We start from the raw sequence: 19,566 nt of genomic DNA, 5'->3' as shown, positions 1-19,566 counted from the left end.
GGCCAGGGAATTTAGGCTGAGCCGGTGAGCAACGAAGCGCCGAACCAAGCCCGCGTGATCCCGCTGCGCACGCAGTCCACGCGCCCGGGGTCCGTCCGCCCCGTGTCCGAACGCCCCGCCACCGCACCGCCGCGGGATCCCGCCGCCAGAAAGACCAGGGAACCCCTGTGGCGTGACCTCGTCGGAGACGTCCTGCGCCGCGAGCGCCTCGCCCAGGAGCGCACGCTCAAGGACGTGGCCGACGCGGCCCGGATCTCGATGCCCTACCTCTCCGAAGTCGAGCGCGGCCGCAAGGAGGCATCCTCGGAGGTTCTCGCGGCCGCCGCCCAAGCCCTCGGACTCGGCCTCGGTGATCTGCTCTCCCTGGTCCAGGGGGAGCTCACCCGGCACTCGGCGCGCAGCCGCCGCGCGGTGCCGGGATCGCCGTACAACGGGATGTGCCTGGCGGCCTGAGGGGGCGGGGCCGGTGTCTCAGACCGTCACGAGGCGCCGGCTCACCACCTCGTCGGCCAGCCCGTACTCCACGGCCTCCTGCGCGGTGAACACCTTGTCGCGGTCCATGTCCGCGCGCAGGGTCGCGATGTCGTGGTGGGTGTGGCGGGCCAGCACCTCCTCGACCTGGGAGCGGATGCGGACCATCTCCTTGGCCTGCAGGGCGAGATCGGAGATGGCGCCGCGGCTGCCGCCGGAGGCGGGCTGGCCGAGCAGTACGCGCGCGTGCTCCAGCACGAGCCGCCGCCCGGGGTCCCCGCCGGCCAGCAGGACGGCCGCGGTGGACGCCGCCTGCCCCACGCAGAGCGTCGAGATCGGGGCCTGCACGTAGGTCATCGTGTCGTAGATCGCCATCAGCGAGGTGAACGATCCGCCGGGGGAGTTGATGTAGATCGAGATCTCGTTCTCCGGCGCCGCCGACTCCAGATGCAGCAGCTGTGCGATCACGACGTTGGCGACGCCGTCGTCGATCTCGGTGCCGAGGAAGATGATCCGCTCGGAGAGCAGGCGGCTGAACACGTCGGAGGACCGCTCGCCCTGCGCGGTCCGCTCGACGACGTACGGAATCGTGTAGTTCGCCATGTCAGAGCCCCATCCGTCGCTTCGAGGCGGCCGGGCGGACGTCCGCGAGGGACTCCAGGACCCGGTCCACCATGCCGTACTCCCTGGCCTCCTCGGCCGTGAACCAGCGGTCGCGGTCGCCGTCGCGGGCGATGGTCTCCGGCGTCTGGCCCGTGTTCTCGGCGAGCAGGCGCTCCATGGTCTGCTTGCTGTGGTCCAGGTTCTCCGCCTGGATCAGGATGTCGGCGGTGGTCCCGCCGATGCCCGCGGACCCCTGGTGCATCATGATCCGCGCGTTGGGCAGGGCGTACCGCTTGCCGGGCCTGCCGCCGCAGAGCAGGAACTGGCCCATGCTCGCCGCGAAACCCATGGCGAGCGTCGACACGTCGTTGGGAATCAGCCGCATCGTGTCGTAGATGGCGAGGCCCGCGTACACGGAGCCGCCCGGGCTGTTGATGTACAGGCTGATGTCGGTGCGCGGGTCCTCCGCGGACAGGACCAGCAGTTGGGAGCAGATCCGGTTGGCGGAGACCTCGTCGACCTGGGTGCCCAGCAGGACGATGCGCTGGGCGAGGAGTTGGGCGGCCAGTTGGTCGTCGAAGCGGGTGGGAGGGGTGTCGCCGTCCTCGGCCCGGGGGGAAGTCATGGGCGGTCCTCGTGGTCGTAGGGATGCCGTCGGCTCCACTGTCGACCTCGCAGGACGGCCCGCGGCGTTTTCTCTGCCGGTGGCAGATTCGCCACCGGCAGAGCGCGGGCCCGGGGGTGCGCTGAGCGGTGTGCTCAGCGGTGGGCTCAGCCTTTCTCGCGCAGTTGCCGGAAGAACGCCCGCACGTCGCCGACCAGCAGGTCCGGCTCCTCCAACGCCGCGAAGTGGCCGCCCCGGTCGAACTCGGTCCAGCGCACGATGTTGTCGGTGCGTTCCGCCTTGTGCCGCAGCGGGAGCTGGAGCTCCGCCGGGAAGACGGCGAGGGCGGTCGGCGCGGTCGACGGTTCGGTGGGCCGGGCCGTCCTCCCGCCCGTGGCGTGCGCCCGCTCGTAGTAGATCCGGGCGGCCGAACCGGCGGTTCCGGTCAGCCAGTACAGCATCACGTTGGTCAGCAGCCGATCCCGGTCCACGGCCTCCTCGGGCAGCTCCGCGGAGTCGGTCCACTCCTGGAACTTCTCGACGATCCAGGCGAGTTGGCCGACCGGCGAGTCGGTGAGGGCGTAGGCGAGGGTCTGCGGCCGGGTGGAGTGCAGGACCGCGTACCCGGTGCCCTCCGCCGACCAGGCGCTCCACCGGCGCCATGACTCCAGCGCCTGCTCCCGTTCCCCGGGGCCGAGCGCGGCGAGTTCCTCCTCCGTCGGTTCGTGCGTCGCCTGCGCGCCCGGCAGCAGGTTGAGGTGGACGCCGATGATCCGCTCGGGATGGGCGCGGCCCAGCTCCCGGGAGATCGCCGAGCCCCAGTCACCGCCCTGCGCGCCGAACCGCTCGTAGCCGAGCCGTGTCATCAGCTCGGCCCATGCGTCGGCGATCCGGCCCGCCTCCCAGCCCGTGTCCGCGGGCGGCCCGGACAGCCCGAACCCGGGGATGCTCGGTACGACGACGTGGAAGGCGTCGGCCCGGTCGCCGCCGTGGGCCGCCGGATCGGTCAACGGGCCCACCACGTCCAGGAACTCGACGATCGAGCCCGGCCAGCCGTGCGTGATGATCAGCGGGGTGGCGTCCGGTTCGGGGGAGCGGATGTGGGCGAAGTGCACGGTCGTGCCGTCGATGACGGTCGTGAACTGGGGCCACTCGTTCAGCTGTGCCTCGGCCGCCCGCCAGTCGTAGGAGTGCCGCCAGTGATGGGCGAGTTCGCGCAGATAGGCCGCCGGGACGCCGTACGCCCAGCCCGTGGCCGAGAGGTCGTCGGGCCAGCGGGTGCGGTCGAGCCGGTCGTGGAGGTCGTCGAGGTCGCTCTGCGGAATGTCGAGGCGGAAGGGCCGGACCGGGTCCGTGTGCTCTGTGGGCGCAGACGTCATGCCCGGATGCTAGTTCGCACCGGTGTATCGGCCACCTGGATTAATCCGCCGTTCGACCGATGAGTTCCGCGGCGAGGATCGGTCGACACAGATGACGGACGTTCCCACGATCCAGGAGGTACGCATGACCACCGACGGTTTCACCACTTGTCTCTGGTTCGACGGCCAGGCCGAGGAGGCCGCCCACTTCTACGTCTCGGTCTTCAAGAACTCCAGCATCGGCGAGGTCGCCCGCTATCCCGAGGGCGCGCCCCAGCCCGCCGGCAGCGTGCTGACCGTGGAGTTCACGGCGAACGGCCACCGGTTCCTCGCGCTGAACGGCGGCCCCGAGTTCAAGTTCACCGAGGCGGTCTCCTTCATGGTCTTCTGCGAGAACCAGGAGGAGATCGACTACTACTGGACCAAGCTCACCGAGGGCGGCGGCGAGCCCGGCCCCTGCGGCTGGCTCAAGGACCGGTACGGCCTGTCCTGGCAGGTGGTGCCGGACCGGCTGCAGGCCATGGTCACCGACCCGGACCCGGCGAAGTCGGCCCGCGTCATGAAGGCGTTCATGGCGATGAGCAAGTTCGACCTCGCCGCCCTGGACAGGGCCTACGCGGGCGGGTGAGCGCGCCCCTGACGCGCGCGGGCGCTCCTCAGGACGAACCGATCACCCGGGTGATCTCCCGGGCGATCCGCAGGATGCCGGGGGAGCGGACCGGGCACGGCCTGGGCGTGGGCGTCGTGGGCGCCAGACAGAAGTGCAGATAGTCCTTGTCGAGGTGCAGGGCGGTGCGGTCGCGGTCCGGCTGGGTGCAGTAGTCGGGGTGCTCGTGCTCGTAGGCGGTGCACGGCAGGTACTGCACCCAGGAGTAGCGGGATCCGGCGGGTGCCACCGTCGCGCCCGCGTCCGCGACGACGTCCCCCGAGGCGGCCGCCTGCTTCTCGTACAGTTCGTTCACGCGCCGGACCCGGTCGGGGGTGATCGGGTCCGGGCCCTGGGCCACCCACACGATCCGCGGCCGCCGTGCACCGCCCGCCGCGGCGATCTGATCGGTCAGCCTCTTCAGGTCCGCCCGGTACCTGCTGAAGTACTTCTGCGGCGAGGCGGCATGGCTGATCCCGTCCATGCACCACGTGTAGTACCAGGCGTTGCCCCAGAACTGCAGCACCACGAAGTCCGGGTGCAGCGCCCGGACCAGCGCGGCCGCCTTGTCCTTGTCGGGCACCAGCGACTTCTTCCCGGTGCCCTCCAGGTAGTCGCACAGTGTGGTCCCCGAGTACGGGGCGCTCGTGTACGTCGCCCGCAGATCCCGGCGCAGCTCCTGCCCGAGGACCCGCTGGGCCTCCATGGCGAGCGAGTCGCCGAGATACAGCACCCGCGGAGCGACGACGGCAGCGGAGGCGCTCGGGGAGGTCTGGGCGCGCTGATGCGTGGTTGCCGCGCGGGAGACGTCCGGAGTGGGTGGTGCCGTCTCCGGTCCGTCCGAGGGGTCGCTGCAGGCGCCGAGCAGCAGGACTGCGGTCAGCATTCCCACGATCCACGATGTCCGCATGCGCGACTCCCGCCCCGGTCGCCGAAAAACGGTTCCCCAGGCAAGCACAGCCGGGCCCGAGGGGGAAGACACGCGGCGTGGCAAGGGAGGACCGGGGCTCCCGAAAAAGCCCCGGTCCTCCGGTTCACACCCGGTCGGCGGCGATCAGCAGGTACTGGAAACTGCCGTTCCGGTAGGCGGTCAGAAAGGTGTCCTCGATTCCCGTGACCAGATGGTCGGCCTCCTTGCGCAGCTCCCAGTAGGGCAGCGCCGCCTCGGTCAGGTCCTCGACGTGCACCGGCACCAGCCGGTTGCGGGCCATCGCCCGGAAGTACGCCGAGCGGGGATGGATGTCGCAGATGTAGTGGGCGTTGATGAGCGAGACCTCGCGGGAGGCCTGTCCGTAGGTGTCGTTGTAGCAGCCGGTGATGACCACATAGCGTCCGCCGCGGCGCAGCAGCCGGGCATGCTCGGCGAACAGCAGGTCCAGCTCGACGTACATGCTCGACTCGTTGTTCCAGGAGGCCGCGTACGCCCCGGAGGGCAGCCCGGTGTCGAGCATGTTGCGGTGGTGGTAGCGCACCCGGTCGTCGATGCCCCGCTTGCGGGCCTGGGCGTTGGCGAACTCCGCCTGCTTCTCGGAGATGGTGACGCCGTCGGTATGGCAACCGTGGCGCAGATGCGCCACGACACTGCCGCCGCCGCGCCCGCAGCCGGCGTCGAAGACCCGGTCCTCGGGGGTGAGCGGGCCCAGATGGGCGGTGAGGACTTCGGCCTGCGCGTGTTCGAGTCGGTGCAGTTCGGCGGTGATCCGCTCACGCCGCCGTACCGGATCGGGCTCCTCGAGCACGGCGCGGTCGGCTGCTCCGAGGCCGTAGTGGTGGTGGTAGAGATCGTCGAGCTTTCCGAGTTCGAGGTTGACCGGGTTCTCCTCGGCGTTCCAGTAGGCCGCGACACGGCTCTGGTACGTCGACTGGGTCGGCACCTGGGCCGCCGTGCCGGCGTGGGGGGCGATGGTCAACGGTAACTCCTTGTGCTGGTGCGTGTGACGTTCTGTCATCCGGGCGCGGTTTACCAGTAGTTGGGCAGGTGGTAGCGGTGGCTGTTGGTGGCGTGCCACTCGTGGTTGCCGGCCACCCAGTCGGACAGGCTCCGGGTGTAGCGCTCCACGAGCGGTGAGGTGGCGGACAACAGGGCCGACTCCTCGTCGAACGCCGCCATGATCCGGTTGTGGATCTCGACGGACTTCAGGTAGGCGGCCTTGAGCCCGCACCGGTCGTTGGCGGCGACGACCTGCGGCAGGTTGAGGTGGGTGGGGTCGCTCGCCAGTTCCTTGGTGAAGGAGTAGAGGTCGTTGACGATCGTGGTGGCGTTGCAGGCGAGTGCCGTGACCCGCTGGATCTCGGGCCGGGCGTAGAGCGCCTCGGGCAGTTCGTAGCCGTCGACGGCGTCCACGATCGACAGACAGGGCCGGAAGTTGTTGAACTGCCGCATCACCAGGTACTCCCAGACCCGCGGCACATACCGGGTCTCCGCCCAGGCGGCCTCGGCGAGGTAACCGAGGTGCAGCCGGGCGATGTCGTGGACGAACCGGTCGGTCTGGCTCGGGGTGGCGAGGGCGGCGTAGTCCGTCAGCGCGAAGTGGTAGGCGCGCAGCGGGCCGTCGGCCCTGACGCCCTCCCGCCACTCCTCCTCCAGCTCGGGGATGCCGTGGTACGGGTCGATCGCGGACTGGGCCACGATCAGCCGGCCGCCCAGGCCCCGGCGTGCTCCGCCGCGGCCCTCGTCCTCCTCGCAGTAGCAGGAGTCGACGACGTTCTCCGCGAGCAGCAACTCACCGGCGACCGTGAGCCGTTCGAGGTCGACGGCCTCCGGATGCTGGAGGACCACGGCCCGGCCGAACTGGAACCCCGAGAAGTCCCCCTTCCACGCCTCCGGAAACAGGTCGAGGCGCCGGGCCCAGGCCTCCAGTCTGCGGTCGACCTCCGCGGCCTTCACCGGATCGGCGGGCGCGACCTGCCGGTGTCTGAGGCCGGGGATCGCCCCACCGCGCCGGGGCGTGCGCAGGCTGCTCGCGATGTCGGGCGGACCCGGCAGGGACGGGGCGCTCGTCACGGTCACTCGGCCGTCCGGCCGATCTGGGCGTTCTCCAGGATCCCGACCGCGTCCGGGACCAGGATGGCCATCGAGTAGTAGGCGGTGACCAGGTACCGGATGATCGAGTTGGTGTCGATCCCCATGAACCGCACGTTGAGGCCCGGCTGGTACTCCTCGGGGATGCCGGTCTGGTAGAGCCCGATGGCGCCCTGGTCGCCCTCCCCGGTGCGCAGCGCGATGATGCTGCTGGTGTGCTGCGGGCTGACCGGGATCTTGTTGCAGGGAAAGATCGGCACCCCGCGCCAGGCGGGGATCTCGTGCCCCTCGACGCTCGCCGTACCCGGCACCAGACCGCGTCGGTTGCACTGCCGGAAGAACGCCGCGATCGCCTTCGGATGGGCGAGGAACAGCTTGGTCTTGCGGCGCATGGCGAGCAGGTCGTCCATGTCGTCCGGGGTCGGCGGGCCGGCGAAGGTGCTGATGCGCTGGCCGTGGTCGGCGTTGTGCAGCAGCCCGAACTCCCGGTTGTTGACCAGCTCCCACTCCTGGCGTTCGCGGATCTCCTCGATGGTCAGGCGGAGTTGCTGCTCGGTCTGGTCCATCGGGTTGTTGTAGAGGTCGGCGACCCGGGTGTGCACCCGCAGCACGGTCTGGGTCAGGGACAACTCGTACTCGCGCGGAGCGAGTTCGTAGTCGACGTAGCCGCCGTTGATCGTCGGCTCCCCGACATGACCCGCCTGGACGGGGACGTCGACCTCGCCCTTGCGGTTCATCGGCAGGCTCTGCCGCCGCGCGTAGGCCTCCAGATGGGCCGCGAGCGAGGGCACCCGCTCGGTGAACTCCGCGACCACCGACCAGGGCAGGACCAGCACGACGCCGGCGGTCTCCGCCCGTACCGAGCTCAGCCACAACGGGTCGGGCCGGCCGATCGCCTCGTCGCCCATCTGGTCGCCGTCGGTGACCACGCCGACGATCTCCTCCTCGCCGTACTTGCCCTCGGCGAAGCGGGTGAAGCGGCCGTGCACCACCAGGTAGGCCTCCGTGACCGGCTGCCCGGCCTCGACGAGGATCTGGCCGGCGCGGATCTCCCGGACCCGGAAGCGGGTCGCGAGTTCTTTGAGGACCTCGGTGTCCGAGTAGCCGCGCAGAGTGGGGAGTTCGGTGAGGGTCTGAGGGATGACCCGGATGTCGTCGGCGCCGTTCTGCTCGAACTGCACCCGGCCCCGGCCCACCCGGAGCTGGAGGCGCCGGTTGACGCGGTAGGTGCCGCCCTTCACGTCCACCCACGGCAGCATGCGCAGCAGCCAGCGGGAGCTGATGGCCTGCATCTGGGGTTCGGACTTGGTGGTGGTGGCGAGCTGTCGGGCCGCGGTGGTGCTGAGGCTGGTGAGCTGGGTTTCGGACGGGGGTTCGGGTTCGTCGACGGCGGGGCCGGCGGCGCTGTCCGGTGTGGACACATTCCCTCCTGGCAGGTGAGCGGGATGGCCGAGCGCGGCACCAGCCAAACAGGCGGGGCGGCCGTCCGAGCAGGGCGTGAAGGGGGCGTCTTCGCGGCAGGGAAGGTGTAAACATCGCTGGTGAGGCAGTCGGGGCGCGATGAGTGCCTCCGCGCTCCTGGTGTGGGAGTTGACGGTGTGCACTTCCTTGTCGTGGCGCGGGGGAGGTGCGTCGCCGAGGCCACTTCCGCGAAGAGGAACACGCTGTCCGTCGTCGAGGCTGCCGGGCGCCGACGAGTGCACGCGGACGGTACGCTCGTGTACTCCCCGTAGCCCCGTGCCCTGTAGCCCGGTAGCCCCGTCGGCGTCTCAGTCCGGTACCGGGAGGCGGGACACAGATCCTCGGACCCGCGCACGGAGCAGGCGCACGTCCCGCCGGTCCGCCGCCGCCAGGCCCCACCCCCCGGGGCTCACCGGCCTCGAAGCCACACACGCCGCACGCCCCCTGGAGCGCGTCACTTATGTCCGTTCTGGCGCCGAATCGTCCGTTCGGCGCGCGGTCGGGCGTCCCCGTGGCTAGCGTGTGAAGACGGACCGACCACCGATTCGGGAAGGGCCGCGATCATGGCCGTACAACCTGAGGGAACCCCCTGCTGGGCCGATGCGATGTTCAGCGACGTCGAGGGAGCCAAGAGCTTCTACGGCGACGTCCTCGGCTGGACCTTCGGCGAGTCGTCGTCGGAGTACGGCAACTACACGCAGGCCTACTCGGACGGCAAGGCCGTCGCCGCCGTCGTGCCGCCGATGCCGGGGCAGGAAGGGCACTCGCAGTGGTGCCTGTACCTCGCGTCGCCGGACGCCGCCGCCACCGCCGGCAAGATCCGTGACAACGGCGGCGAGGTGCTCATGGAACCGATGCAGGTCGGCGACTTCGGCACGATGTGCCTGGCGCGCGACCCGAGCGGAGTCGTCTTCGGCGTGTGGCAGGCGGGCACCCACGAGGGCTTCGAGGCGCCGCCCGAGCAGCCCGGCGCGTTCTGCTGGGCCGAGATCTACACTCGCGAACCCGAGAAGTCCGACGCGTTCTTCCCGGCCGTCTTCGGCTACCGCGCCCAGCGGATGGAGGACGAGGCCATCGACTTCCACATGTTCAACCTCGACGACAAGACGGTCCTCGGCCGTATGAAGATGACCGACGACTTCCCGCCCGAGGTACCGGCGTACATCAACGTCTACTTCTCGGTCCCCGACTGCGACGACGCCGTGGCCCGCGCCACCAAGCTCGGCGGTGTCCTGCGGTTCGGGCCGATGGACTCGCCCTTCGGCCGGTTCGCGGCCCTCAGTGACCCGCAGGGCGCGAGCTTCTCGGTCATCGACGTGACGACGACCCAGGGCGACATCCCCCAGATCTCCGACGTTCCCTAGCCGGTGCCGGTGCAGTACATCGAGCAGCTCCCGCTCATCGCGTCGCGCTGCGAGGGTGGTGGCCGCGGTCGTCCCGGCGGGGTGAACGGGGGCAGGTCGCGGCCGGCGCGGACGTGGATCTGCTCGCCCTCATGTTGATCTGGGGCGCGCACCTGCGTTGCACGACGAGGACGGGGCGGCGCCCGAGGGTGCGAGGAGGTCCGTAGGGCCGTGACCGCTGTCGTCCCGGCGGGGTGAACGGGGGGCGGGTCCCGGGCGACGCCCACATGGGCCTGCTCCCCCCCCCACACTGATCGGGGCCGCGCATCCGCTCTTCGCCGACGCGGAGGGAGCGGTACCCGAGGCCGAGGAGGTCCGCAGGGTGGTGGCCGCGGTCGTCCCGGCGGGGTGAACGGGCGCCCGTCCGCTCATGGCATGATCGAGCGCATGCGTGAACGACTGGTGGCCGCGTGCGACGGGGCTTCGAAGGGAAATCCGGGGCCCGCGGCCTGGGCCTGGGTCATCGCCGACGAGTCGGAGACACCGTCCCGCTGGGAGGCGGGCCCGCTCGGCAAGGCCACCAACAACGTCGCCGAACTCACCGCCCTGGAGCGCCTGCTCGCCGCGACCGACCCGGACGTGCCGCTGGAGATCCGGATGGACTCCCAGTACGCCATGAAGGCCGTCACCACCTGGCTGCCGGGCTGGAAGCGCAACGGCTGGAAGACCTCTGCGGGCAAGCCGGTCGCCAACCAGGAGCTGGTGGTCCGGATCGACGAACTGCTCGACGGGCGTTCGGTCGAGTTCCGTTACGTCCCCGCCCACCAGGTCGACGGCGACCCGCTCAACGACTTCGCCGACCGCGCGGCCAGCCAGGCGGCCATCGTCCAGGAGCCGGCGAGCAGCGAACTGGGCTCCCCGCAGCCGCCGCCGTCGCCGGACACCCCGCAAAAAGCCGACCGCCCCGCCCGGGCCAAGTCGCCCAAGCGGAGCGGCGGTTCGTCTTCTCGTACGATCAAGGCCAAGTTCCCCGGCCGGTGTCTGTGCGGACGTTCCTACGCGGCGGGCGAGCCCATCGCGAAGAACGTCCAGGGCTGGGGGCACCCGGAGTGCCGTACGGAAGCGGCCGGTTAGGGGCCGGCCGGAGCGCGAGGGTCAGATGACCGCGCCGCGCCACTCGCCGGTCTCCCGACCGCGCTCCTCGATGAACGTCTTGAAGCGCTCCAGGTCGCCCTTGGTCTGCCGCTTCACGAAGCCGAGCTTGTCGCCCACCTTCTCGGTGATGCTGTCCGGATGGAAGTCCATCTGGAGCATCACCTTGGTGTGGCCCTCGTCGAGCCGGTGGAAGGTCACCGCACCGGCCTGCTTGGCCTCGCCGGCGATGGTGGTCCACGCGACCCGCTCGTCCGGGATCTGCTCGGTGATCTCCGCGTCGAACTCCCTGTGCACCCCGTTGACGTTGGTCACCCAGTGCGTGAGCGTGTCGGTGCGCTGTTCGATGCGCTCGACCCCGCTCATGAACTCGGGGAAGGTCTCGAACTGCGTCCACTGGTTGTAGGCGGTGTGCACCGGCACGCCGACCTCGATGGATTCCTCGACCTGCGACACGGGTGAATCCCTCCTTCGTCTTCTCGGTGTGTGTGGCGCGGGTACCGCGTGATCCGGAGGGCAAACCGCCGCAAGGCGAATGTCATGCCGTGTCGAAGGTGTAGTGGCGGGTGTGGTCCAGCAGGTCCGAGGGGCGCACGTCGTTCCACGGCCTCATGGTCTCGTCGAGGTCGACGACCTCGGGCGTTCCGGCGGCCGGGACGTAGCGGGAGTCCGGATGCCGCCGCTGCCACTGGGCCCACAGCCTGTCCACGTAGGCGTGGTGGAGCCAGAACACCGGATCGTTGGGGGAGACCCCGGTCGCCATCTGCCCGCCCACCCAGACATGGACCCGGTTGTGCAGATTGACCCCGCGCCAGCCCTCCAGATGGTTGCGGAAACCGTCCGACGCGCTGTTCCAGGGAGCCATGTCGTACGTCGCCATGGACAGCACCGACTCCACCTCGCCCCGGGTCGGCAACTCCCTTACGCCGACGCCGAGGGCGCGTCTGAGATACGTACGGCCGTCGACCCGTACGTTGATCGGCCAGTCGCCGGTGTCCGCGGCGAACGGGCCGTCCATCACCCGCCCGTCCCGGCTGCGCCCGGTGCCGCCGAGGAAGTCGGGACCCCACAGCGAGGCGCGCGGCGAGCGGTCGGTGCTCCAGTCCCAGTAGGGGAGTGCCACCGAGGCGTCCACCGACTGCAGGGCGCGCTCGAAGTCGAGCAGGAATCTGCGGTGCCACGGCAGGAAGGAGGGCGACCGGTGGCCGGTGCGCTCGCCGTTGTCGGTGTCGGCCATGATGAATCCGTTGTGCGTGGTGACGAACGCGTCGTAGCGGCCGCTGCGCTTCAGCTCCAGGACGGCGGCGACGAACCGCCGCTTCTCGTCGGCGGACAGGGTGGCCTGGTTCTTGCGGACGGTCATGTGCGGGTGCTCCAAAAGGGCGTGCGGGGGCGGGGCGGCGGCGGTCAGTTGGCGGGGAGCGGCAGCAGCCGCGCGCCCTTGAGCTCGTCGACGGCGGCCCGCGCGGCGGCGCGCGGTGAGGGCACCGGGTCGTAGTGGCTGACGACACTGATCCAGGTGCCGTCGGCGTTGCGCATCATGTGCAGCTCCACGCCGTCGACCGTCACGCGGTGGCCGCCGTGGTGGCCGCCGGTGGACCGGCCCCGTATCCGGCGGCCCTTGTAGACCTCGTCGAAGACTTCCGGTGACTCGTGATGGTGGTCTTCGGCGGATGCGCGCGGGGCGGCGACCGCTCCTGCGGCGAGGGCGGCCGTCGCGGTGAGCGCGGTACGGCGGGTGAGTTCCGGCATGCGGTGTGCCTCCTGGGTTGACGGACTCCGCATGCCTATCCGCCCGGTCGAGAGCGGGAGAAATCGCTCGTGACCGGTTGGCTCCGATCCAGACAATTACCTACATGTCGTACAGCATTGAACGAAGATGATCTTGCTGCAGAGAGGGCTTTCCGGAACCCGGACGGAGGAATTCCTCCTCTCGCGGGCCGTGAATCCGATGATCCTTTGCGGGCGAACCCGCTGGCAGTGGCCCTCCTCACGCGCTGAAAGTGGCGTGAACCGGAGCGAGAGTCACGCACCTTCTGGCTGCTACTCTGCGTTGCCAATTGACCGCTTTGGGTAATTTCTAGGGGTGTGTGTGAAGGTCGCCTGCGTCGGCGGCGGGCCCGCCGGCCTGTATCTCTCGATCCTGCTGAAACGGCAGGACCCGTCCCACGACATCACTGTCCACGAGCGCGACCCGGAGGGCTCGACCTACGGCTGGGGCGTCACCTACTGGCGCGGACTGCTCGACAAGCTCCACGTCCACGACCCCGAGTCCGCCCGCGCGATCGAGGAGGCGTCGGTCACCTGGAACCAGGGCGAGGCCCGAGTGCGCGACCTGGTCACCCGGCGCCCGAGCGACGAGGGCTTCGGCATCGGCCGCCACCGCCTGCTGGAGATCCTCGCCGCCCGCGCCCGCTCCCTGGGCGTACGGCTGGAGTTCGAGCACGAGATCACCCACGACAACCTCCCCGCGGCCGACCTCGTCGTGGCCGGCGACGGCGTGCGCAGCGCCCTGCGCACCGGGCACGCCGACCGCTTCGGCGCCGAGACCACGGAGGGCCGCAACCACTACATCTGGCTCGGCACCAGCAAGGTCTTCGACTCCTTCACCTTCGCCTTCGTCGAGACCGACCACAGCTGGATCTGGTGCTACGGCTACGCCTTCAGCCCCGAGCGCAGCACCGTCGTCGTCGAGTGCGCACCGCGGACCTGGACCGGCCTCGGACTGGACAGCGCCGGCGACGCCGACGGACTCGCCCTGCTGGAGAAGCTGTTCGCCGACGTCCTCGACGGCCATCCGCTGATCGGCCGCTCCACCGGCTCGGGCAGCGCCCAGTGGCTGAACTTCCGCACCCTCACCAACCGGACCTGGCACCACGGCAACCTCGTCCTGCTCGGCGACGCCGCCCACACCACCCACTACTCCATCGGCGCCGGCACCACCCTCGCCCTGGAGGACGCCATCGCCCTCGCCGACGCCCTGCGCGCGCACACCGAGCTTCCGCAGGCACTCGCGCGCTACGAGCGGCAGCGCAAGTCGGAGCTGCTCTCCATCCAGAGCGCCGCCCGCTACAGCGCCCAGTGGTACGAGAACCTGTCCCGCTACATCGACCTGCCGCCGGAGCAGATGTTCGCCCTGCTCGGCCAGCGTCACTCGCCGCTGCTGCCCCATGTCCCGCCCCAGTTGTACTACCGGATCGACAAGGCTGCCGGGCAACTGGAGGCCCTGCGCAGGTTCAAGCGCTGGCTCGGACCGAAGGTCGCACGCGGCGTGCACGCCCGGGAGCTGGCCTCGCGCAAGTAACCGGGGGGCCCTGTAAAGGTTGGGTGAATGACGATTCACCGCTAGAGTGAATTGTCATTCACCCACTGTTTTCCCTGTCGATTCCGGAGCGCCGATGGACCAGCAGGGCCCGATATCCCCGCCCCGCGGAGCAGCCGGCGGAACCGGCCTGCGGGCCCGGCTCACCGTCCCGGTGCTGGCGATGTGCGGCACGCTCATGGCCGTCATGCAGACCGTGGTCGTCCCGCTGCTGCCGGACCTGCCCCGGCTGACGCACTCCTCGCCCGGCGCCGTCTCCTGGATGGTCACGGCGACCCTGCTGGCCGGTGCCGTCCTCACCCCCGTGCTCGGCCGCGCCGGCGACATGTACGGCAAGCGCCGGGTGCTGACCGGCGCCCTCGGTCTGATGACGCTCGGCTCGGTGATGTGCGCCCTGTCGTCCGACATCACCGTGCTCATCGCGGCCCGCGCCCTCCAGGGCGCCGCCGCCTCCGTGGTGCCGCTGTCGATCAGCATCCTGCGCGACGAACTGCCGCCCGAGCGCCGGGGTTCCGCGGTCGCGATGATGAGTTCCACGGTCGGCATCGGCGCCGCGCTCGGCCTGCCGCTGGCCGCCATGGTCGTCCAGTACGCCGACTGGCACACCATGTTCTGGATGACCAGCGCCCTCGGCGCCCTCGGCGTCACGGCCGTGTCGTGGGCCGTCCGCGAGTCGCCGGTACGACAGCCGGGCCGCTTCGACGTGCCGGGCGCCCTGGGACTGGCCGTCGGCCTGGTCAGCCTGCTGCTCGGGGTGTCCCAGGGCGGGCAGTGGGGCTGGGGCAGCCCCCGCGTCCTCGGCCTGTTCCTGGTCTCCGTCGCCGTCCTCACCCTGTGGTGGTGGCGCCAACTGCGCACCGAGCAGCCCCTGGTCGACCTGCGGCTCGTCACCCGGCCGCGCGTGGGCCTGTCCCACGTGGCCGCCCTGCTCACCGGCTTCGCGTTCTACGCCAACTCCCTGGTGACGGCCCAGTTGGTCCAGGCACCGAAGGCCACCGGCTACGGACTCGGCCTGTCCATCGTGGCCACCGGCCTGTGCCTGCTGCCGGGCGGAGTGACCATGCTGCTGTTCTCACCGCTGTCGGCCCGGATCTCCGCCACCCGCGGCCCGCGCATCACGCTCGCCCTCGGCGCCGCGGTCATCGCGTGCGGCTACGCCGTACGCATCGCGGACAGCCGCGACCTGCGGATGATCATCCTGGGCGCGACCGTGGTGGCCACCGGCACCACCCTCGCCTACTCGGCCCTGCCCACGCTGATCCTGCGTGCCGTCCCGGCCGAGCAGACCGCCTCCGCCAACGGCGTCAACGTCCTGATGCGTACCATCGGCCAGGCCGCCTCCAGCGCGGCGGTCGCGGCGGTACTGGTCCACCACACCAGCCCGGTCGGCGGCGCCCTCGTGCCCACCCTGCACGGCTACCTGATGGCCTTCGCCATGGCGGGCGCGACAGCCCTCGCGGCCTGTGCGGCGGCGCTGACCATCCCCGGCGACTCCGCGCCCGAGGGGACCCGCCGGACGAAGGGCCGCACCCGGGGCGCGCGGGACGGGGCGATGGAGGGAGCATGAGTGCCGTGAGCACACCGCCCCCCACCACCACGACCGCCCGCCGCGACGCCGAGTCGACCAAGGCCGCCATCCTCAGGGCGGCCCGCTATCTCCTGGCCCGCACCCCTTACGCCGACATCACCCTCAAGGCGGTCGCCGAACGCGCCGGTGTCAGCCCGCCGTTGATCGTGAAGTACTTCGGCAACAAGGACGCCCTCCTCGCCCGCGTCATGTCCTTCGAGTCCGACGCGACGGCCCTGCTCGACGCCCCCGTCGACGACCTGGGCCGCCACATGGTCCGCCATGTCCTCACCGGCCAGATCGAACGCGGCGCCGACCCCCTGCTCCGCATCGCCTTCGCCCCCGTCCAGGGCGAACACGGCGACATCCTGCGCGTCAACTTCCGCGCCCAGGTGGTCGAACGCCTCGCGGAGCGCCTGCGGGGCCCCGACGCCGGCCTGCGCGCCGAACTGGCGGTCGGCACCCTCCTGGGCCTGGGCGTGATGTACGGCATCGCCCGGGGCACCGAGCTGAGGGCGAGCGCCGTGGACGACGTCGTGGACCGCTACGCCCCCACCGTGCAGGCCCACTTGACGCCAGAAGGGCCCTAACGGAACAGCCGGTCCAGGAACGCGTTGCCGAACACGCCGTGCGGATCGAGCCGGTCCAGCACCCCCGCCGCCTGCCCCCACACCGCCTCGCCGAACGACCCTGGGATCGTCGTCCCCAGCACCTCCTCGTCCGCCCACACGGCGTCGTCCGTATAGGCCCAGCCCTTGGACCACTCGACACGCGTCCCCTGGTAGCCGTCGAACAGGAACTGTTCGATCTCCCGCAGAAACGCCTCCGCGTACGGCGTCCCCGGCAGCGTCAGGATGTCCAGCCACACCGCCGTGTCCCACTCGGGATGCGCCTGGTCCGCGCGCAGCGCCGACAGCAGCGGAGCCCGCGCCCCCACCACTTCGGCCTCGGCCGGATCGTCGAGCCCGGTCACCCTGATCTCCACCGTCCCGTTGACCGGGAACCGCCCCTGCGCCGTGTACGCGGCGAGCCGCTCCCGGTAGAAGTCCGTGAACTCCGAGACGACCCGCTGCACCTGGTCCCGGCTCGTCAGGACGGCGTACCCGTTCGCGGTCACCCTGAGCGTCGTCGGCTTGATGTAGAGCAGCGTGTTCTTGGACGGCCCCCAGATGTCCGCCGACAGCGTCGCCGTGAGCCCCACGGTCGCCACGTCGAGCTGGGCGTTGCCGAGCACCGGCGCCAGATACCAGGCCGCGTCGGACACCATCCGCCCGGCCAGATCCGCCACCAGGGTCGGAACGTTGTCGGAGAAGGGGTAGTTGTACGGCGAGGTCACCCGCCGCGAGGTCAGCGGCTTGTGCGGCGCCACGCTCCACACCTTCAGCCACGGGAACTCCGTGTAGGCGAACCAGATCGCCTCGACCCGCCCGGCCTCCTCCAGGAAGCTCGCGAAGGTCCGCCCGTCACCGCCGGGCGCCGCGAAGAGCTCGGCCGCCGGAATGTCGACCCGGCTGACGCACCGCAGGTTGCTGTTCGCGCCCACCCGCAGCACGACCTCGGTGACGAACGTCCGCCCGAGATGGGTGAGCAGGGCCGCGCTGTCGGCCTCGGCGCGGCTGAAGGTACGCAGCCCGTACGCCCCGCTGTCCTCGTCCCACACCACCGCCGTCAGCGACAGGATGCGATTGCTGAGCGAGCCGTACGTCTGCCCCGGCAGCCGTTCCTCCCCGTCGGCCGGGACGGCGGTGCCGTGCGCGTCGATCGCCAGCGCGCCGCCCAGGGTGAGGTCGCCGGGCGCGGGCGCGGCGGTGACCCCGAGCCCGTGCCCCTCCAGATAGGTGAGCAGCGCCTCCAGCGTGACGCCGGTGCCGGCCCGCACCGCGGAAGCGGAGTCCAGGGACAGGCCGGTGAGGTGGGAGGCGGTGTCGACGAGGAGGACGGGCGCGTCGGACCCGGTGCCCTCGGTAATGGTCAGGGGCGACCAGCCGTGCGAGGAGCCCCGCGCGCGGACCCGCCAGCCGTGCCGCCAGGCCCAGTTGACGACCTGGACCACCTGGTCCGGGCTGGTCGGGGCGCAGGCCCACAGCCCGTCGGCGGTGATCTCGCCGACCCAGTTCCGGTACGCCGAGCGGTGCAGGGCCACGCCCGCCGGGAAGCCGGGCAGTTCCTCCGCCGCGGCCGCCGGGTCGGCCGGCAGCAGAATCGGTACGGCGGCGAGGGCGGCGGCGCTCACGAGGAAGCCGCGGCGGGTCCAGGAGGGGCTCTCCTGCGGGTGGTTGCGGTGGTTGCTCAAAGAACGATCAGTCACGGGGTCACGCTAGGCGGATGTTGACACGTGCATGCCCTGCGTCGAAACGTGTCACCCATGTGAGTGAATAATTCACGGGTCTCGACCCGGAGCAACTCGTTCCGCGCAGGTCGGCGACGGATGACAGACTGACCCCATGGACGAGCGCACATTCGGCAGGTCGCAGCAGCACGCATCCGTGATCGGACTCGGCACCTGGCAGCTGGGGGCCGACTGGGGAGACGTCGACGACAAGGAAGCCCTCTCGGTGCTGGAGGCGGCAGCCGAGTCGGGAGTCACCTTCTTCGACACCGCGGACGTGTACGGCGACGGACGCAGCGAGCAGACCATCGCCGCGTTCCTGAGTGGCAGGCCCGACCTGCATGTGCTGGTCGCGACCAAGATGGGCCGCCGCGTCGACCAGATTCCCGAGAACTACGTCCTCGACAACTTCCGCGCCTGGAACGACCGTTCCCGCCGCAACCTCGGCGTCGACCGCATCGACCTGGTCCAGTTGCACTGCCCGCCGACGCCCGTCTACTCCACGGACGAGGTGTTCGACGCCCTCGACACCCTGGTCGAGGAGGAGCGCATCGCCCACTACGGCGTCAGTGTGGAGACCTGCCAGGAGGCGCTGACCGCGATCGCCCGGCCCGGTGTGGCGAGCGTGCAGATCATCCTCAACGCCTTCCGCATGAAGCCGCTGCGCGAGGTGCTGCCCGCCGCGCGGGAGGCGGGCGTCGGCATCATCGCCCGGGTCCCGCTGGCCTCGGGCCTGCTGTCCGGCAAGTACACCAAGGACACGGTCTTCCCGGAGAACGACCACCGCGCCTACAACCGGCACGGCGAGGCCTTCGACGTCGGCGAGACCTTCTCCGGCGTCGACTACACGACCGGTGTCGAGGCCGCCGCCGAGTTCTCCGCACTGGCACCCGAGGGCTACACCCCGGCCCAGCTCGCCCTGCGGTGGATCATCGAGCAGCCCGGCGTCACCACCGTCATCCCCGGCGCCCGCAACCCCGAGCAGGCCCGCGCCAACGCGGCCGCCGCCAAGCTGCCGCCGCTGTCCGAGGACACCCTCGCGGCCGTCCGCGACCTCTACGACCGCCGTATCAAGGACCAGGTCGAGCACCGCTGGTGAACCCGCCCGGCTCCGGGACCCGGCGGCTCGCCGCTCCCGGAGCCGCGCTGTTTGAAAGATCAGTCACCGGATACCCGTTCCGCATGGTGGAGACGGTGAGACGGACGGGCCGCGACGAAACCGAGGAAGAGCGTGCGGACCGCATGTGGGGCGAACTCATCCAGGAGATCCGCGTAGCGCAGACAGGCGTGCAGATCCTGTTCGGCTTTCTGCTGACCGTGGTGTTCACTCCGAAATACGACGACCTGGCTCACACCGACCAGGTGATCTACATCGTGACCGTCGTCCTCGGCTCGTGCGCCACCGGAGCCCTCATAGGGCCGGTATCCCTGCACCGCCTCGTCTCGGGGCGGCGCATCAAACCCCAGGCCGTGCGGATCGCCTCCCGGCTGACCTTCGTGGGGCTGATCCTCCTGCTGACGACCATGACGTGCGCCCTGCTGCTGATCCTGCGGGTGGCGACCCACGACGCCTGGGTGCCCTGGCTCGTCACGGCGGTAGTGGCCTGGTACTTGGTGTGCTGGTTCGGCGTGCCCCTGTGGACCCGGCGCCGCTACACGACGAAGTGACGCGCGGCCCGTCAGGCTCG

At 70.6% G+C, this 19,566-nt stretch carries 20 protein-coding genes; 9 read left to right on the top strand and 11 right to left on the bottom strand.

Features of this window, described 5'->3' with window-relative positions; genetic code table 11:
- Positions 1-24: 24 nt before the first annotated feature.
- Positions 25-453, top strand: a complete 429-nt coding sequence (locus ACZ39I_RS33800) for a helix-turn-helix domain-containing protein (protein WP_467248728.1) — start codon at positions 25-27, stop codon at positions 451-453.
- A gap of 18 nt (positions 454-471) precedes the next feature.
- Here the strand turns inward: ACZ39I_RS33800 and ACZ39I_RS33795 are convergent, their stop codons facing one another.
- The 3 genes from ACZ39I_RS33795 to ACZ39I_RS33785 all read right to left on the bottom strand — a co-directional run bounded on the left by ACZ39I_RS33795 (position 472) and on the right by ACZ39I_RS33785 (position 3,057).
- A complete protein-coding gene (locus ACZ39I_RS33795) occupies positions 472-1,074 on the bottom strand; it encodes a ClpP family protease (RefSeq protein WP_352385968.1) in 603 nt (200 codons plus the stop codon).
- Position 1,075: 1 nt separating this feature from the next.
- Positions 1,076-1,699, bottom strand: a complete 624-nt coding sequence (locus ACZ39I_RS33790) for a ClpP family protease (RefSeq protein WP_467248727.1) — start codon at positions 1,697-1,699, stop codon at positions 1,076-1,078.
- 146 nt (positions 1,700-1,845) lie between these two features.
- Complete coding sequence (locus ACZ39I_RS33785; RefSeq protein WP_467248726.1) at positions 1,846-3,057, bottom strand: epoxide hydrolase family protein; 1,212 nt, start codon at positions 3,055-3,057, stop codon at positions 1,846-1,848.
- A 124-nt stretch (positions 3,058-3,181) separates the two neighbouring features.
- On the opposite strand from ACZ39I_RS33785, the gene ACZ39I_RS33780 reads away from it, so the two are divergent.
- Positions 3,182-3,664, top strand: coding sequence for a VOC family protein (locus tag ACZ39I_RS33780; protein WP_467248725.1), 483 nt, complete (start codon positions 3,182-3,184; stop codon positions 3,662-3,664).
- Positions 3,665-3,692: 28 nt separating this feature from the next.
- Here ACZ39I_RS33780 and ACZ39I_RS33775 read toward each other — a convergent pair whose 3' ends face one another.
- The 4 genes from ACZ39I_RS33775 to ACZ39I_RS33760 all read right to left on the bottom strand — a co-directional run bounded on the left by ACZ39I_RS33775 (position 3,693) and on the right by ACZ39I_RS33760 (position 8,125).
- Complete coding sequence (locus ACZ39I_RS33775) at positions 3,693-4,592, bottom strand: SGNH/GDSL hydrolase family protein (protein WP_467248724.1); 900 nt, start codon at positions 4,590-4,592, stop codon at positions 3,693-3,695.
- A 124-nt stretch (positions 4,593-4,716) separates the two neighbouring features.
- On the bottom strand, positions 4,717-5,592 hold the full coding sequence (locus ACZ39I_RS33770) for a geranyl diphosphate 2-C-methyltransferase (protein ID WP_467248723.1): 876 nt from the start codon (positions 5,590-5,592) through the stop codon (positions 4,717-4,719).
- A 50-nt stretch (positions 5,593-5,642) separates the two neighbouring features.
- Positions 5,643-6,692 (bottom strand): family 2 encapsulin nanocompartment cargo protein terpene cyclase, encoded by a 1,050-nt coding sequence (locus ACZ39I_RS33765; RefSeq protein WP_467248722.1) that lies wholly within the window; start codon positions 6,690-6,692, stop codon positions 5,643-5,645.
- Entirely contained in the window at positions 6,689-8,125 is a 1,437-nt protein-coding gene (locus ACZ39I_RS33760) for a family 2B encapsulin nanocompartment shell protein (protein WP_467248721.1), read from the bottom strand. Before ACZ39I_RS33760 ends, ACZ39I_RS33765 begins: the two co-directional genes overlap by 4 nt.
- Positions 8,126-8,728: 603 nt before the next feature.
- Between ACZ39I_RS33760 and ACZ39I_RS33755 the strand changes: the two genes are divergently transcribed.
- Together ACZ39I_RS33755 and ACZ39I_RS33750 are read left to right on the top strand one after the other, a co-directional pair.
- Entirely contained in the window at positions 8,729-9,529 is an 801-nt protein-coding gene (locus ACZ39I_RS33755; RefSeq protein WP_352385953.1) for a VOC family protein, read from the top strand.
- A 414-nt stretch (positions 9,530-9,943) separates the two neighbouring features.
- The gene (locus tag ACZ39I_RS33750; RefSeq protein ID WP_467248720.1) at positions 9,944-10,642 is read left to right on the top strand and encodes a ribonuclease H family protein; all 699 of its coding nucleotides are present in this window, start codon (positions 9,944-9,946) and stop codon (positions 10,640-10,642) included.
- Between the two features lie 21 nt (positions 10,643-10,663).
- On the opposite strand, the gene ACZ39I_RS33745 is transcribed toward ACZ39I_RS33750, so the two are convergent.
- The 3 genes from ACZ39I_RS33745 to melC1 form a co-directional block, all read right to left on the bottom strand.
- Positions 10,664-11,116 carry an SRPBCC family protein gene (locus tag ACZ39I_RS33745; RefSeq protein WP_062032140.1) on the bottom strand — a complete coding sequence of 151 codons (453 nt, stop codon included), beginning with the start codon at positions 11,114-11,116 and terminating at the stop codon, positions 10,664-10,666.
- An 82-nt stretch (positions 11,117-11,198) separates the two neighbouring features.
- On the bottom strand, positions 11,199-12,023 hold the full coding sequence (gene melC2, locus ACZ39I_RS33740; protein ID WP_467248719.1) for a tyrosinase MelC2: 825 nt from the start codon (positions 12,021-12,023) through the stop codon (positions 11,199-11,201).
- Between the two features lie 44 nt (positions 12,024-12,067).
- The gene (melC1, locus tag ACZ39I_RS33735; RefSeq protein WP_467248718.1) at positions 12,068-12,412 is read right to left on the bottom strand and encodes an apotyrosinase chaperone MelC1; all 345 of its coding nucleotides are present in this window, start codon (positions 12,410-12,412) and stop codon (positions 12,068-12,070) included.
- A 334-nt stretch (positions 12,413-12,746) separates the two neighbouring features.
- Between melC1 and ACZ39I_RS33730 the strand changes: the two genes are divergently transcribed.
- From ACZ39I_RS33730 to ACZ39I_RS33720, 3 genes are all read left to right on the top strand, one after another.
- Positions 12,747-13,964 (top strand): FAD-dependent monooxygenase, encoded by a 1,218-nt coding sequence (locus ACZ39I_RS33730; RefSeq protein ID WP_467248717.1) that lies wholly within the window; start codon positions 12,747-12,749, stop codon positions 13,962-13,964.
- Positions 13,965-14,058: 94 nt separating this feature from the next.
- On the top strand, positions 14,059-15,549 hold the full coding sequence (locus ACZ39I_RS33725) for an MFS transporter (protein WP_467248716.1): 1,491 nt from the start codon (positions 14,059-14,061) through the stop codon (positions 15,547-15,549).
- Positions 15,546-16,139 (top strand): TetR/AcrR family transcriptional regulator, encoded by a 594-nt coding sequence (locus ACZ39I_RS33720; protein ID WP_467248715.1) that lies wholly within the window; start codon positions 15,546-15,548, stop codon positions 16,137-16,139. Before ACZ39I_RS33725 ends, ACZ39I_RS33720 begins: the two co-directional genes overlap by 4 nt.
- Here the strand turns inward: ACZ39I_RS33720 and ACZ39I_RS33715 are convergent.
- Complete coding sequence (locus ACZ39I_RS33715) at positions 16,136-17,857, bottom strand: cholesterol oxidase substrate-binding domain-containing protein (RefSeq protein ID WP_467248714.1); 1,722 nt, start codon at positions 17,855-17,857, stop codon at positions 16,136-16,138. The two genes, ACZ39I_RS33720 and ACZ39I_RS33715, sit on opposite strands and share 4 nt — an antisense overlap.
- A 136-nt stretch (positions 17,858-17,993) precedes the next feature.
- Between ACZ39I_RS33715 and ACZ39I_RS33710 the strand changes: the two genes are divergently transcribed.
- Together ACZ39I_RS33710 and ACZ39I_RS33705 are read left to right on the top strand one after the other, a co-directional pair.
- Positions 17,994-18,977 carry an aldo/keto reductase gene (locus ACZ39I_RS33710; protein ID WP_467248713.1) on the top strand — a complete coding sequence of 328 codons (984 nt, stop codon included), beginning with the start codon at positions 17,994-17,996 and terminating at the stop codon, positions 18,975-18,977.
- Positions 18,978-19,060: 83 nt separating this feature from the next.
- The gene (locus ACZ39I_RS33705; RefSeq protein WP_467248712.1) at positions 19,061-19,546 is read left to right on the top strand and encodes a DUF6328 family protein; all 486 of its coding nucleotides are present in this window, start codon (positions 19,061-19,063) and stop codon (positions 19,544-19,546) included.
- Positions 19,547-19,566 lie beyond the last annotated feature (20 nt).

Source organism: Streptomyces sp. NPDC024687, assembly GCF_055559055.1.
Note: the sequence above shows the minus strand (reverse complement) of the source record. Positions and strands in the feature narration are given on the sequence as shown.